The 16462-nt window shown below is 37.2% G+C and carries 10 protein-coding genes; 9 read left to right on the forward strand and 1 reads right to left on the reverse strand.

What is annotated here, in order from left to right; genetic code table 11:
• The first annotated feature begins 113 nt into the window (after nucleotides 1-113).
• The 7 genes from SCA31_RS13640 (at nucleotide 114) to SCA31_RS13670 (ending at nucleotide 8137) form a co-directional block, all read left to right on the forward strand.
• The gene (locus tag SCA31_RS13640; RefSeq protein ID WP_076355016.1) at nucleotides 114-776 is read left to right on the forward strand and encodes a succinate dehydrogenase cytochrome b subunit; all 663 of its coding nucleotides are present in this window, start codon (nucleotides 114-116) and stop codon (nucleotides 774-776) included.
• A 15-nt stretch (nucleotides 777-791) separates the two neighbouring features.
• Nucleotides 792-2804, forward strand: a complete 2013-nt coding sequence (locus SCA31_RS13645; protein WP_410697540.1) for a fumarate reductase/succinate dehydrogenase flavoprotein subunit — start codon at nucleotides 792-794, stop codon at nucleotides 2802-2804.
• A gap of 24 nt (nucleotides 2805-2828) precedes the next feature.
• Complete coding sequence (locus SCA31_RS13650) at nucleotides 2829-3596, forward strand: succinate dehydrogenase/fumarate reductase iron-sulfur subunit (RefSeq protein WP_109622312.1); 768 nt, start codon at nucleotides 2829-2831, stop codon at nucleotides 3594-3596.
• Nucleotides 3597-3905: 309 nt separating this feature from the next.
• Complete coding sequence (locus tag SCA31_RS13655) at nucleotides 3906-5435, forward strand: TlpA family protein disulfide reductase (protein WP_410697541.1); 1530 nt, start codon at nucleotides 3906-3908, stop codon at nucleotides 5433-5435.
• Between the two features lie 161 nt (nucleotides 5436-5596).
• A complete protein-coding gene (rlmD, locus tag SCA31_RS13660; RefSeq protein WP_410697542.1) occupies nucleotides 5597-7003 on the forward strand; it encodes a 23S rRNA (uracil(1939)-C(5))-methyltransferase RlmD in 1407 nt (468 codons plus the stop codon).
• Nucleotides 7004-7056: 53 nt separating this feature from the next.
• Nucleotides 7057-7509, forward strand: a complete 453-nt coding sequence (locus SCA31_RS13665; protein WP_410697543.1) for a DUF6452 family protein — start codon at nucleotides 7057-7059, stop codon at nucleotides 7507-7509.
• Entirely contained in the window at nucleotides 7475-8137 is a 663-nt protein-coding gene (locus tag SCA31_RS13670; RefSeq protein ID WP_410697544.1) for a DUF6048 family protein, read from the forward strand. Before SCA31_RS13665 ends, SCA31_RS13670 begins: the two co-directional genes overlap by 35 nt.
• A gap of 54 nt (nucleotides 8138-8191) precedes the next feature.
• Here the strand turns inward: SCA31_RS13670 and SCA31_RS13675 are convergent, their stop codons facing one another.
• On the reverse strand, nucleotides 8192-8641 hold the full coding sequence (locus SCA31_RS13675; RefSeq protein WP_410697545.1) for a hypothetical protein: 450 nt from the start codon (nucleotides 8639-8641) through the stop codon (nucleotides 8192-8194).
• A gap of 96 nt (nucleotides 8642-8737) precedes the next feature.
• On the opposite strand from SCA31_RS13675, the gene SCA31_RS13680 reads away from it, so the two are divergent.
• Both SCA31_RS13680 and SCA31_RS13685 read left to right on the forward strand, forming a co-directional pair.
• Entirely contained in the window at nucleotides 8738-10753 is a 2016-nt protein-coding gene (locus SCA31_RS13680; RefSeq protein WP_410697546.1) for a M43 family zinc metalloprotease, read from the forward strand.
• A 290-nt stretch (nucleotides 10754-11043) separates the two neighbouring features.
• Nucleotides 11044-16215 carry a fibronectin type III domain-containing protein gene (locus tag SCA31_RS13685; RefSeq protein ID WP_410697547.1) on the forward strand — a complete coding sequence of 1724 codons (5172 nt, stop codon included), beginning with the start codon at nucleotides 11044-11046 and terminating at the stop codon, nucleotides 16213-16215.
• Nucleotides 16216-16462: the final 247 nt, after the last annotated feature.

Consider the following 16462-nt stretch of genomic DNA (forward strand, 5'->3'; position numbering starts at 1 on the left):
AATATGCTGCGATCTTATTTAGAAAGATTACAAACTGCCTAATTGTGAGATTTCTCACTTTTCGATATTGTTAACATTTCTTAATTTTGTGGGAAATTCAAATTTAAACTTATATGGCAGGTTTAACGAGTTCTACGATAGGTAGAAAATACGCTATGGCATTATCAGCTATGTTTTTGCTGATTTTTCTTATACTGCATTTGACAACCAATTTGTTATCAGTCCTGAACAGGGATGCTTTCAATACAGCATCTGACTTTATGGGCTATAATCCTTTTGTGCAGTTCTTAATGCAGCCTATTCTTGGTTTTGCAGTAATTTTCCATTTTGCGATGGGGTTTGTACTGGAGATCAAGAATAATAAAGCACGTCCGGTAAAGTATGCATCTAACAACGCTTCTGTGAATTCTTCATGGATGTCTAGAAATATGATTATTTCTGGAGCTGTTGTGTTGGCTTTCTTGGCGCTTCACTTATATGATTTCTGGCTACATGAAATCACTTACAAGTATGTTGATGGAACTGCTCCTGATGCAGAACGTTTCTGGCCGGAACTTCATGAAAAGTTTGCTGATCTTTGGAGAGTGGCTTTATATGTGATCTCTTTTGTATTATTGGGGTTACACCTGGCTCACGGATTCCAGTCTTCATTCCAGTCAATTGGAGCAAGACATCCAAAGTATACGCCGGTAATTAAGGCTTTTGGGAAGTGGTATTCAATCCTTATTCCTGCAGGATTTATCATCGTTGCAGTTTTTCATTTTGTAACTCAATAATATCAATATACTAGTATGAGTAAGTTAGATTCAAGAATTCCAGCGGGTCCTCTAAAGGATAAATGGAAAAATCATAAAGACCATATGAACCTTGTTGCACCAAACAACAGAGATAAGATTGATATTATTGTTGTTGGTACAGGTTTAGCAGGTGGTTCTGCTGCTGCAACTTTAGCAGAGCAGGGATATAATGTAAAAGCATTTTGCTACCAAGATTCTCCAAGAAGAGCACACTCTATTGCGGCTCAAGGAGGTATTAACGCAGCTAAAAATTATCAGGGAGACGGTGACTCTACTTACAGATTGTTCTACGATACCATCAAAGGTGGTGACTACAGAGCGAGAGAGGCTAACGTTTACAGATTAGCTGAAGTTTCTGCAAATATTATCGACCAGTGTGTTTCTCAGGGAGTCCCTTTCGGTAGAGATTACGGCGGTCAGTTAGATAACCGTTCATTTGGTGGGGTTCAGGTAAAAAGAACTTTCTATGCTAAAGGACAAACAGGTCAGCAGTTATTATTAGGTGCATATTCTTCAATGAGCCGTCAGATCGGTAAAGGTAGAATCAAGATGTATAATCGTCATGAAATGCTAGACCTTGTAATTGTTGACGGAAAAGCAAGAGGAATCATCGCAAGAAACCTGGTAACAGGTGAAATCGAAAGACATTCTGCTCACGCTGTTGTGATTGCTTCAGGAGGTTACGGAAACGTATATTTCCTTTCTACAAACGCAATGGGTTCAAACGTTTCCGCAGCTTGGAAGATTCACAAAAAAGGAGCTTACTTCGCAAACCCTTGCTATGTACAGATTCACCCGACTTGTATTCCTGTTCACGGAACGCAGCAGTCTAAATTAACCTTGATGTCTGAATCATTAAGAAACTCAGGAAGAATTTGGGTTCCTAAGAAAATTGAAGATTCAGTTGCGATCAGAGACGGTAAATTAAGACCTGAAAATATTAAAGAAGAAGATAGAGATTATTATTTAGAGAGAAGATATCCTGCATTCGGAAACTTGGTGCCTAGAGACGTTGCATCTAGAGCGGGTAAAGAAAGATGTGATGCTGGGTTCGGAATCGAAAATAATGAAACGAAAGAAGGTGTTTACTTAGATTTCTCTACAGAAATCATTAAAAAAGGTAAAGAAGCCGCTATCGAAAAACATATTCACAATCCTACAGATCAGCAGATCTATGATTTAGGAAAAGCTTGGATCGAAGAGAAATACGGTAACTTATTCGTAATGTACGAAAAGATTACTGCTGATGATCCTTATAAAACTCCAATGAAAATCTATCCTGCAGTTCACTATACAATGGGTGGTGTATGGGTTGATTATAACCTTCAGTCTACAATCCCGGGATGTTTCGTAATTGGTGAAGCTAATTTCTCTGATCACGGGGCAAACAGACTGGGAGCTTCTGCTTTGATGCAAGGTTTGGCAGACGGATATTTCGTACTTCCTTATACGATTGCAGATTACCTTTCAGCAGACATCAGAACAGGTGCAATTCCTACAAACTCTGCAGATTTTGATAAAGCTGAAAAAGAAATTAAAGATAAAGTTGATTTCTTCTTAAATAATAAAGGAACTTATTCAGTAGATCATTTCCACAAAAAATTAGGACACATCATGTGGAATAAGGTAGGAATGGGAAGAACTCCTGAAGGTTTGAAAGAAGCTATTGCTGAAATTGCTCAGGTGAAAAAAGAATTCTGGGCAGACGTGAAGGTTCCTGGTGATGCTGAAGGAATGAACACTGAGCTTGAAAAAGCATTCAGAGTGGCAGATTTTATTGAGCTTGGACAATTGATGGCTATCGATGCTTTACACAGAAACGAATCTTGTGGTGGACACTTCAGAGAAGATCATGCTACTTCAGAAGGTGAGGCAGAAAGAGATGATGTTAACTTTAAATATGTTGGAGCTTGGGAATATCAAACAGATGATATCACAACAGAAGTTCTGCATAAAGAAGACTTGATCTACGAAAACATTGAAGTTAAAGCAAGAAGTTACAAATAATCTCCAACCTATAAAAAAATAATTATGAGTGCAAAAAAAGGCCTTCATCTTACCCTAAAAATTTGGAGACAAAAAAATAGCAAAACTAAAGGTCAGTTCGAGACCTACAAAATATCAGATGTTTCTACAGACTCTTCTTTCTTAGAAATGTTAGATATTTTGAACGAAAATATCATTAACGAAGGAAAGGAACCTATCGCTTTCGATCACGACTGTCGTGAAGGAATCTGCGGAATGTGTTCCCTTTACATCAACGGTAGAGCACACGGTCCGGATACAGGTATTACAACTTGTCAGCTTCACATGAGAATGTTCAAAGACGGTGAAACGATCGTTATTGAACCTTGGAGAAGTGCTGCTTTCCCAGTTATTAAAGACTTAATGGTAGACAGAAGCGCATTCGACAGAGTAATGGCTGCAGGAGGTTTTATTTCTGTAAATACATCTGGTAATACGCTGGATGCTAATGCAATCCCGGTTCCTAAAGAAGATGCAGACAAGGCAATGGATGCTGCTGCTTGTATTGGATGTGGAGCTTGTGTAGCTACGTGTAAAAACGGATCTGCAATGTTATTCGTTGGAGCTAAAGTTTCTCAGTATGCTTTATTACCTCAGGGTAGAGTAGAAGCTAAGAGAAGAGTTTTGAATATGGTGAAAGCTATGGACGAAGAAGGATTCGGTAACTGTTCAAATACCGGTGCTTGTGAAATTGAATGCCCTAAAGGTATTTCTCTTGAGAACATCGCAAGAATGAATAGAGAATACATGGCTGCTCTTGTAGATCAAGGATAGAATTGATTCAAAATAGATAAAAAACGCCTTCATTTTGGAGGCGTTTTTTTTATGCAGGCTGTTGAGTTGTTAAAGTTTGTTAACTTATTGTCAGAACTTAGGTTTTCTTTATTTAATAAGTATATATTTGGAGGGTAGTTGAATTGTATTGAAAACATATATTTCAATTAACATTTTGCTGAAAAAAATGACAGATAAAGTAATTAAAATGTCCCTTTTGATCAGTAATAATGAAATTTTAAAAAAAAATAATTAGTGTGAATTAAGAAGCCCTAAAAAGCGTATTTTTGTGTAATATTAAAAATTGAAATGAAAAAATATCTTTTATTGTTTATCATTGCGGTTTTCGTGATGTCTTGTTCAAAAAAAGTAGAAGTAAAAGGAAAAATTACCGGAAGCTCACCATTAGAAAGAATTGAGTTCGTTGAAGCTTCAGGAGTAGGAACCTTACCTTTAATTAATATAGGTTTAGATAAGGATGGTAACTTTTCAGGTAGCTTCGAAGCTCCCAAGGATGGAATGTATGTGATCAATTATGCAAATAAGCAGAATCTAATCTACCTTGAAGGGGGACAAAAAGTTAATATCTCAGGAAATGCAATGACTTTCCCGAATGAATATATTATTACCGGTGATGCGAAAAAGAACAATGACTTTCTTCAGGGGAATCAAAAGTTTTTAGCAGAATATGGTAACAAAGTTAATTTAGGACAATTAATGTCTGGTGACGAAAGTACATTCTTAAAAGGAATGCACAAAGTAGAAGCAGACATTAATAAAAATGTAGAAGACCTTGCAAAGAAAAATAATCCAAACAAAAACCTTTTGGAATGGAAGAAAAATGATGTTAAGGTAACTATTCTAAACTTACTTGCCAATTATGAAATGTCACATGGTCCAATGGCTGGAAACCCATCTTACAAAGCTTCTAAAGCTTTCAAGGATTATGAAGCACAATTGGACAATAATAAAGAGGCAATGGTGAAGTCTATTCCTCTTTACAGACAGTATTTGCTTGTAAAAATGACTCCTGACTTCCAAAAATATGCAGAAGCAAACAGTAAAGGAAAAACGGGAGTTACTACTTCGGAAATGTTTGCTCAATATTTGAAAACTAAAAACGATTTGCCACAGATTGCAAAAGATTATCTTTTAGCATTTGTAATGGCTCAGTCAGATATTCACCCAACAACTCCTGGTGCTAATATTGACAAAATCAAAAAAATTATTGATACAGATATTAAAGATGCTACCATTAAAGCTGACCTGTTGAAAATGCAGATGGCTATTACCGGGCTTAAAATTGGTGAAGTAGCACCTGATGCTTCCTTAGTAAAACAAGATGGTAAAGCTTATAAACTTTCTGAAAACAATGGAAAACCATACATGGTATTTTTCTATGCATCTTGGAACCCTTACATTGGTGAAGCTGCAGTACCTGTTTTGAAAGAAATTGTTAATTTCTACAAATCTAAAATGAACTTCGTATTTGTAAATGTAGACGATACGAAAGATCAGTTTACAAAAACTAGTAATTCTTTATTAAAAGGAGTTCAGGGAGTAAATGCTTATGCAGAAGGAGGAATGGAATCTGATATTGCTAAAAAATATGGCGTATACGGATTCAAGTTACCTTGTTTCGTAATCATTGACAAAGATGGTAAAATTGCAAGTAGATCTCTTGTAAACCTAGGAGAACCGGAATTAGTAACGATCTTGGATAAGCTAACCGGTCTTTCAGCTCCAAAAGTAGATCCGAATATACAAATGCAACAGCAATTACAGGCTGATCCGTCTATGCAACAACAAGCAAACCCACAGCCGGCTCAAACAAAATAATAAACTTTAACACAGTATAGAAACCTTATCTTCGGATAAGGTTTTTTTTATTGTATTTTTGCAAACGAAATTAGAACTGAAAGGTTTCAAAGGTTATTAGAAAAAATAGAAAATAGAGGAAGGTATAGAGTAGAAAGATATCTTCGTCAAAAGAAATTGATATGAGAAAGAAGAAAGATGTAATTCTTGAAAATATAAAGCTTTTTGCAGCAGGAGCAAAAGGGGTAGCTATCGGAAAAACTGATGAAGGGAAAACGGTTCTGGTTTCCGGTGCGATTCCTGGAGACGTTGTAAATGCAAGAGTTAAAAAATCAAAGTCAAAATATTTTGAGGCTGAAGTAAAAGAAATCGTTGAAAAATCACCATTCAGAGTTGATCCAAAATGTTTTCACTTCGGAACTTGTGGTGGTTGCAAATGGCAGAATATGAGCTACGAAAAGCAGCTTGATTTTAAACAAGAAGAAGTTTACAATAATATTAAAAGAATTGGAGGAATTGAAGATTTTGAAACCGTTCCAATTTTAGGTGCTGAAGAACAATATTTCTATAGAAATAAAATGGAATTTTCTTTTTCTAATGCAAGATGGTTGACCCAATATGAAATCAGTTCTGAAGAAAACTTCGGAAGCAGAGATGCGCTTGGTTTCCATATTCCGGGAATGTGGAGCAAGATTTTAGATTTAAAAGAATGTTTCCTTCAGGAAGATCCGTCGAATGCAATTCGTTTGGCAGTTAAAAAATTTGCTGAGAATAAAGGGTTAGATTTCTTTGACGTGAAAAACCAGGAAGGTTTCCTGAGAACTTTAATGATGAGACAAAACTCTAAAGGAGAATGGATGGTTTTATTCCAGCTTTACAGAGAAGAAAAAGAAAACCGCACTCAGCTTTTTGATTATTTATTGGAACAGTTCCCACAAATAAAAACGCTGGTGTATGCTATTAATTCTAAACAGAATGATTCTATTTATGATTTAAATATCAATGTGTATTTCGGAGAAGGTTACCTTATGGAAGAAATGGACGGGTTGAAATTTAAAATAGGGCCAAAATCATTCTTCCAGACCAATTACAAACAAGCGTTGGAGCTATACAGAAAAACATTAGAGTTTGCTGACCTGAAAGGTGATGAAGTTGTTTACGATTTATATACAGGAACTGGAACGATTGCTCAATACGTTGCAAGAAATGCAAAACAAGTTATCGGAATCGAATCTGTGCAGGAAGCAATTGATGCAGCAATCGAGCATGCTGAACTGAATGGTTTAACCAACACAACTTTCTATTGTGGAGATATGAAAAATGTCTTTAATGATGAGTTTTTAGAAAATCATCCAAAAGCAGATGTTTTGATTACCGACCCGCCAAGAGACGGAATGCACCAGAAGGTTGTAGAACAGATCTTAAAGCTTTCCCCTGAAAAGGTAGTGTATGTAAGTTGTAACTCTGCTACACAGGCAAGAGATCTTGCCTTAATGAAAGATCATTATACCTTAGTAAAAATATTGCCGGTAGATATGTTTCCACAAACTCATCACGTGGAAAACATTGCATTATTGATTAAGAAATAATTTAATTAAATTTGAATTCAAATTTTAGTATGAAGTATTTTAAATTTCTCATAATGTTCTGCTTTATAGGAATGTTTCTTTCCTGTGGTGGGGATGATGATATCTGTGAAAGTGGAGAAGGAACTCCGAGAATGAAGGTTGCTTTCAGAACACTATCAACTGGAAAGGAAATGACTGTGGATACATTATATGTATCAGTAGACTATGGGGCGGGAAAAGTAGACCTGGGGAAACTTGTAAAAGTTGATTCCAGACTAATTCCTTTAAGGGTGGATGATTCACCTTATACAGATGTGTATTTTAAAACTCGAATCAAAGGGGCAGAATCCCAGGTAAGAGTGAAATATACTACGAAGTCAATCTATGTATCTCCCGGATGTGGTGCCAAGAAAAACTATGAAAATTTAACTTCAGAATTAATAACTTCGAATCCTGTTCAAAAGGTGGAAATCGGACAAAATCAAATAGAGAATGAAGACAAGACTAATTTTTACCTTTCTTTTTAGTTTATTTTCAGTAATAAGCTGGGCTCAGGACAAAAAAGAAGAAGTGAAAAAGGCTCATTGGAAGTATGAACCTAATTTTATGGTTGGATTTGATGTTTTGAATACCGGACTTGGATTCTTTTCCGATAGAAAATTATATCAGGGATTTATTTCCGCAAAAATAAATGGAAATGTTCATGCAATAGCTGAGGCCGGATTTGAAAAGAATGTATATCAGAAAAATGGGTATGATGCTAAAGTAAATGGTCCTTTTGTTAAATTGGGAGCATTTTATATGTTGGCAAAGGATGCTGAAAATGAATTTAATGGATTCTATGCAGGAGGAAAAGTTGCAGGATCATTTTATAATCAGGAATATATGGCCATCCCTATTCGTGGATTTGGAGGGAGTAATTCTTCAGAGTCATTTCCTGCATCATCGCAATCTTCCTTTTGGCTGGAGGGTACTTTAGGAGGGCGAGTACAATTGTTTGAATCCAATTTTTATATTGATGTGAATCTTCAACCCCGCTATTTGGTATATACCTCTAAGCAGGATGAAATTTCCCCGATGATTATTCCGGGATTTGGAAGGAGTTCTTCAAAATTCAATATGGGTTTTGCATGGAATATTGCATACAAATTTTAGAGAACAAACTATCAATGATCATATTAATAAACCCGGGACAACCTCCTGGGTTTATTATTTTGTAATAACCATGTACAATTTTTCCAGTTCTTTTGGAGGGGTTCCAGAGTCAAAACTTGACGAGATATAAGTCTGACCATCGACAGTAATGAGAACCGTGGCACTAAGTGCTCCGTCTGAAAATCGGGCCGCTGTAGGAGACTGTAAGGCTGATATTTTTGATAATTCTATCTGGTTTATCTGCTCTGTGATCTTTTTCCATTCATTAGATGACAGTGGGAAAGTGGTAACCTCTCCATTTAAGGATACAATTTTAGAATTGGGCGTGAATGTGACGAACCTCCTTGTTCCTCTTGTTTGTTCTTTTAATTCTATTTTTTCAATTTTCAATGTTTGAACATTAGATGTTGAGATGTTTTTATTTATTTCTGTTTTTTGTTGAGAAGTACAACTTATACTTAGTAGGGTTGAAAAAACGAGTATTAATGGTAATTGGCCTTTCATTGTTTTAAATTTAAGTATATTATTTATTATTTTTTTTATATCTATTATTAATTTTATTAAAAACTAATATATTTGTAAAGTTAATAAAAATAAGAAATGCAAAAATCTACTACTTCAAAATCCCTCTTTTTATTCCCTTTATTATGTGCCGGTCTAATGAGTGCACAGAATATTAATGGAATAGGAAAGAAATTTGAATTTACTCAAAAAACTCCACAACAGCTAGCTAAATCTCACGGTTTCGAAAAATGTGGTACTGTTGAATATGAAGAGTTTTTAAAAAAGAACTTTCATGGAAGAATGAGTACGGATCAATTTGAGGCTTGGATAAAGCCACTGGTTCAGAAAGCTAAAAATGAAAGATCTCAGAACGGAGGTATTGTTACCATTCCTGTAGTGGTTCACGTTATTCATGGCGGACAGCCCGTAGGAACTGCTCCAAACATTATAGATGAGCAGGTAATATCTCAAATAACAGTGATGAATCAGGATTATCGTAAACTGGCAGGGACTCCGGGATTTAACACTAATGTGGTGGGAGCTGACGTACAGCTTCAGTTTGCGTTGGCAAAAGTAGATCCAAATGGGAATCCAACGAACGGAATAGATAGAGTAAATTTATGTACTACAGCCTTTAACAAAAAAGCAATTGAGGCGTATGTAAAACCAGAAACAATCTGGGATCCTACTCAGTACATGAATATGTGGAGTGTAAAGTTTGCTGCTCCGAATACCAATTTATTAGGATATGCTCAGTTCCCGGATGGGTCAAATCTTCCTGGGCTGGATCCATTAATGGGATATGGTATAACGGATGGAGTAGTTGCTGGGTATGATGCTTTCGGAAGTAGTGATTTAGGAAATAATTTTTTATTGAATCCTACTTATAATAAAGGAAGAACAATGACCCATGAAGTAGGACACTTTCTTGGTTTAAGACATATTTGGGGAGATGCTCAATGTGGGGATGACTTCTGTGCAGATACACCTGTAGCTCATGAAGAGAATTATGTATGCTCTGAAATTGTAAGTTGTAATGATCCTGCAGTATTGGAAATGGTTCAAAACTATATGGATTATACCAATGATGCTTGTATGAATATCTTTACCATTAATCAGAAAGACAGAATTACAGCTGTAATGAACAATTCTCCTAGGAGAGCATCATTAAAGACTTCCACTAAGGATCTTCCAATTCCATTATTTCCAAATGATGCGGAAGTTAAGCTAGAAAGAACGTGCGCAGCAATAACTTGTTCAGCATCTCAGAACGTTCCGGTATCATTATTTAATAGAGGGACAGGTGCACTTACAGCTGCTACGATTAACTATACAATTAATGGTGTAGCGCAGGCTCCTTTCACTTGGGCGGGTAACTTGGCACAAGATAAATCTCAATTACTTAGTCTTCCGGTAGCAGCAGGAACTTTGGGTGGTCCAATGACGATCAATATTGCATCAGTAAATGGTGGAGCAGATCAAAGAGCAACCAATAATACTGTTAACTCAACCTATGTGGGAGCACCAATAGCAGTAGGGGTTAATGTTGTATTTAACCTTCAGCTAGATTATTATGGATCGGAAACAAGCTGGGAATTGAAAAATAGTTCTGGTACTGTAGTATACAGTGGAAGTGCTTATCCGGATTCACCAGATAATGCTACATCACTCCCTGAATTAATCACCCTAAACTGGACATTAAACCCGGATGACTGTTATACATTCACTATTTCTGATGTCTATGGAGATGGTATTTATTTAGATGGTGGATATTATAATATTAAAAATCAGGCAGGAACTACCTTAATCTCAGGCTCAAGCTTTGGACTTAACCAAAGTAAGTACATGAAAGCTCAGACTTTAGGGACAAGTGAAGTGAATAAGAAAGATAATAATTTTGGAATTTATCCAAACCCTGTAAATGATATCTTAAACATTACCAAGGTTTCTCATAAAGCAACCTTTGAAATCCACAATGCAGTAGGTCAAATTGTGAAAAAAGGATCAATTGACAATAATAAGGTAAATGTGACTGAATTGTTAAAAGGAAATTATATTATCACCGTAAAAGATAATAATATTTCAGAGAGCTTTAAATTCATTAAAAAATAAGAATAACATTAAATATTCATAAATCCTCAGAATTTCTGAGGATTTTTTTATTTACAATCATATAGGGTATTGTAGTCTAATTTTTGCAAAAAATCATTTTGATGAATGTATTATAATGAAAAAATGATTAGATTTGTGTAATTATTAAAATATTAGCGTATGAGGTAAAATTATTTTTTCACTACAGATACTCTGTAAAAAGGGATGTTTCAAAATCGTATTTGAATCCCACAAAATAGGAAATACTATAATTCTTTTATTATCGTTATCATTATTAAATTAAGAAAAATATGAGTGGACTTTTACTCTGTAAAATGAGCCGGCCTTTTAAGGTGCTCATTGCATTGCTCTGTATGGTCGTCGGACTGTCCATGCAGGCACAAACAATTACAATTGGTACAGGAACAACTACAACTCAGAAATATCCTTTGGGTTGTAACTGGGGATTTGAACGGTCAGCATCGCTTTATACTGCTGCAGAAATCACTGCTGCGGGGGGAGCTGCCGGAAACATCCTATCTGTAGGATGGAAAGCAACGGCAAGTGTGAACGTTGCCCTTCCTGTAAAAGTTTATATAAAATCTGTACCAAGTACAACCACAACCCTTCCTGCACAAAACTGGGCTAATGCAACTACTGGAGCAACCTTGCTTTTCAGTGGAAACATAGACAGTATTCCGGTAGGATGGTATACTATCCCGTTACAGCTTCCTTATAATTATAATGGAACTGATAACTTAGTGGTATTAGTTGAAACCAATTACGGTGGATCCGGAGGTGGATCTACTACAGGAGCTAAATTCACTTATTCCAATGCAGCTTCTGGACATATGACTCTTCAGGGTGATACCAATCCTCCTACAGGAACTGGTACAGTTGGAAACAACAGACCTGATGTTCAATTAACTTTTGGTACGCCTCCAACATGTTTACCAATGCCTCCGGGAGGAACAATAACTACAGGAACAATAGCAGCAACCAATGCTGTTATTAACTGGACACCTTATACCCCTGCACCTGCTGGTGGGTATGATGTATACTATAATACAAACAATGTTGCCCCAACGGCTGCAACGGCACCGTCACAAACAGTACCGGGACCCACAGCAACTCTTACTCCACTTACACCAACCACAACTTATTATGTATGGGTTAGAGCGAGATGTAGTGCAACAGATCAGAGTGTATGGTCGGGGCCAAAAGCTTTTGCAACACCGGCTACATGTCCGGCTATGCCTACCAGCGGAATAATATCTACAGGAACAATAACACCAACGACTGCAGTACTCAACTGGACTGCTTACTCTTATGTGCCTGCCGCAGGATATGATGTATATTATAGTACAACTGCTGCTGCACCAAACGCAGCAACAATTCCTTCGCAAACTGTTCCAACAGGAACAACAGCAACACTTACACCGTTAATTCCTGCTACAACCTATTATGCATGGGTAAGAGCAAGATGTAGTGCAACAGATCAAAGTACATGGTCAGGACCAAAATCCTTTGCCACGCCACCTACATGTCTGCCTGTACCATCATCTGCAGGGTCTTTAACAGTGGGGACGGTAACGCTTACTAGTGCAGTGGTTAACTGGACTGCACCTACTCCTGTACCAGCAGGGGGGTATGAAGTGTATTACAGCACTTCCAATACTCCGCCAACAGCGGCTACAGTAGGAACAGTGGTTCCAGGTACTACAGCTACTTTATCTCCATTAGTTGCAGGGACTTCCTATTACTGGTGGGTAAGAGCAATCTGTACTCCTACAGATAAAAGTACATGGGTTGCCGGACCTAGAGTTGTTCCAGGCCAAATAGGTACGGGTACTGCTACGACAACACAACTTCCGGTTAACTCTAACTGGGGATTCAATTACTCTCAACAACTTTATAAAGCTGCTGAACTTTCAGCCGCATTAGGGACTGCTCGTTTGATTACTGAAGTGAAGTTTTATGTAGAGACGCCTCAAAATCCTCAGACAAATTATAACGCCTGGATTGTTTATATGGGGAATACATCCAAGGCAAGTTTTGCAAATGATACAGACTGGATACCGGTAGGTACTATGTCACAGATTTTTGCAGGTACAATTGCTACAATGACAGCTGGAAACTGGGTGACAATTCCTTTAGCAGCTCCATTTGTATGGGATGGAACAAGCAATATAGTCATTGCTGTTGATGAAAATGCACCTGATTACACATTAGGAGGTACCGCTACATGGGGATCTTATAATGCAGGAGCAAACAGAGGAATATTATATCGTAATGACGGTACTAATCCAGATCCTGCATCGCCACCAACTGCATCCGGAAGATATGCTGATATTCCAAGATTATTACTTTCAGGGGTAGACTTACAACCTTGTACTACAGCTCCTCCTACGGGTATTACCGTTACTAATATTACGGCAAGTACAGCTATGGTAAGCTGGTTACCTGCTGCGGGAGCAACTTATCAAATTAGATATAAGGCAGTAACAGCTACTGCTTGGCAGCCAACAATTAACGTAACCGCTCCTTTTGCAAGCAGCCAGGTTCTTCTTAACCTAGCGGATCAAACTCAGTATGAAGTTCAGATTCTTACTATTTGCCAAAGTAATACAGGAGCATTCTCTACGAGTACTTTATTTACAACACCAGCCCTTACATATTGTACGAATGTACCTCCTAATGCTTCATCAGAAGGGTATATTAGTAAAGTGGTTGTTACCCCTACAAATGCACCATTAATGGTGAGCAATTCAGGGTATGATGGATATAAAGATTACTCTGCTGATCCTACAAGATTAGTTACTTTAGTGAGAGGTACAACAGGTAATAAAATAAGCATCACTAAATTCTGGCCAGGTTCTACATCCAGTTATGGAGTAGGAGTATGGATCGATTTAAATAGAAATGGAGTTTTTGAAGCTAGTGAAAGAATGCTTACAGCTGCTAGTAACACGACAACTCCTGTAACAAACGGGACAGTAGGTTTTGATATACAACTTCCTCCAAATCCTGCTACCTATACAGGTACTCTTCTTACTCGTATGCGTGTAGTAATGATGGACGGAACTGTATCTTCTCCTTGTGGATCTTTTGCATCATATAATGAAGGTGAAGTAGAAGATTATGCTGTGAAGCTTATTGATCAGCCAGCATGTGCAACTACACCCCCAACAAATATTACAGTATCAAACATTACTGATATTAGTGCTACATTCTCGTGGTTAGCGGCTACAGGAGCAACGTATCAATTAAGATACAGAGAAACAGGAACTATCCCTTGGACAACAGTGACTACTATCCCTGCTCCAGGTAACGTTTACACTATCCCTGTTACAGCGCCTTTAAAAGAACAGACTCAATATGAAGTTCAGGTATCTACAAAATGTACCACTACTTTTGGAGCATTCTCCGGATCTGTACTATTTACTACATTACCATTACAGTATTGCCCGGTAACAGGAAGTGGAGCTAACGATCATATTTCAAATGTGACAGTTATTTCTTCTAACTTGGGAGTACCTACAATGAGTAATAATACTGTTCAGAACAATTATACAAGTTATACATCGCCGGCAACGCTTATTACTTTAGATGCTGATTCTAGTAATAATAAGATTTCTGTTGCAAAAGGATGGACGGCTTCATCAGGTAATGATGCAGTAGCAGTTTGGATTGACTTTAACAGAAATGGTCAGTTTGAAACCAGTGAAAGAATTCTTGGTTCTGCTGGAAGTACTACTACACCAGTTACGGGTGTATTTAACGTTCCTCCTACACCAACTTCGTACGTTGGACCGTATACTACTACAATGAGAGTTGTATTGAAGCGTTCAACAGCTATTCCTACTGCGTGTGCAAATGCAATTGATGGAGAAGTTGAGGACTATGCTGTAAGAATCAGACCATGTAGTAATATTGCTCCAAACGCACCTACATTTGGTACAACTACACATACTTCTGTGATTGTTAATCTGACTGGAGGACCTACAACGTCAACTTATCTTGTACGTTATAGAGTGGCAGGAACTACTGCATGGACAGAGGTATATGCTTCTGCTGTATTAGGGAACGTTCCTCTTACGATTAATGGATTAACTCCGGCTACAACTTATGAAATTGAAGTAGCAGCAGTTTGTGGAGGTACTATTGGTACAGCTACTCCAATCAAGACATTCACTACAAGATGTGATCCTACACCTCCAAACGTAACGATCAGTAATATTACTCCAACTACAGCATTGATTACTTGGGCACCACTTGCTGCAAGTTCTACCTATAAGATGAGATGGAGAAAAGTGGGGACTACAGGATGGCCAAATGCAGAAATTGATTTACCTGCTGCACCAGCAAATACGTATGTATTAGGTAGTGTAATTCCTTTAGAGTCATTCGTTACTTATGAGGTTCAGATTGCCAATAAGTGTAATGGAGAAACTCTATTTAACGACTATTCAAACCCTAAGGTATTTACTACAGAAAGAATATGTCAGATTCCACCTCCAGGTTTAACAATTACTCAATTATTGCCAACATCTGCAGAGATCACATGGGATCCGTTCCCAGGAGCAACCTATGTTCTTAGATATAGAAAAGTGGGTATTCCAAGCTGGACAGAAGTTCCTACAGTGGTTAATAATATCGTATTGACCGGTCTTGTAGAAATGACTAAGTACGAAATGCAGGTAGTGAATATCTGTAGTGGTACACCAGGAAACTACACGCCTCCTTACTACTTTACAACACCTACTGTAATTTATTGTAAGATGGCATCAGGAAGTGCAACGGCTGAGCATATTTCTAAGGTAACTGTTATTCCAAATGGAAAACCAACAATGGAAAATGCTTCTGGTGCATCCACTTATACAGATTATACAGGAGTTCCTAAAACATTCATTGAATTGATCCAAGGATCTACAGATAATGAAATCATTGTCGAGAAAAAATGGACAGGAAATACTTATAACGAAGGAGTTGCAGTTTGGATCGATTTCAACAGAAATGGAGACTTTGATATCAATGAGAAAGTATTTACTTCATCTCCAAATACGACAAGTCCAGTATCAGGTAAATTCAGCGTACCAACTGATGCCTTTGTAAGTACAACAGACTACAAGTATGTAGTAATGAGAGTTGCAATGGAAAGAGATGGTGTACCTGTTAGTTGTCTGAACTTTAAGAATGGAGAAGTTGAGGATTACACAGTGAGAATTTCTAAAAAGTCAGTTGCTAATCCAATTGATCAGACAGATATCATGATCTATCCTAACCCTGTAAGTTCAGTATTGTTTGTTAAGAATATTAGCAAGAAAGCTAAATATAAAATTTACAATGCTGCAGGACAGGTAATCGGAAGCGGTATCCTATTGAACAACCAAATCAACGTAAGCCGATTGATTAATGGTGTTTATGTAATAGATATCGAAGACAATGATAAAACTGTTCAAAAGAAATTTATCAAAGAATAATAAGCTAAATTTCAGATAGAATAAGCCTCCAGAAATGGGGGCTTATTTTTTTATGGATGATAAGGATAACTTGTATTGCTTATCTGCGATGAAATAGCTGGTAATTGATTCCGTTAATAGAATTGTTAGTTGCTGGTTATAGACCATGTAGAATCGCCTACGTGATATTGCAGTGGTTCAGAAAGAAAGGTTATTTAGCATTGAATTATATGACAATATAATATACAAACGCCCTCAAAAATGAGGG

Source organism: Chryseobacterium sp. SIMBA_028 (assembly GCF_046535285.1).
Lineage (GTDB): Bacteria > Bacteroidota > Bacteroidia > Flavobacteriales > Weeksellaceae > Chryseobacterium.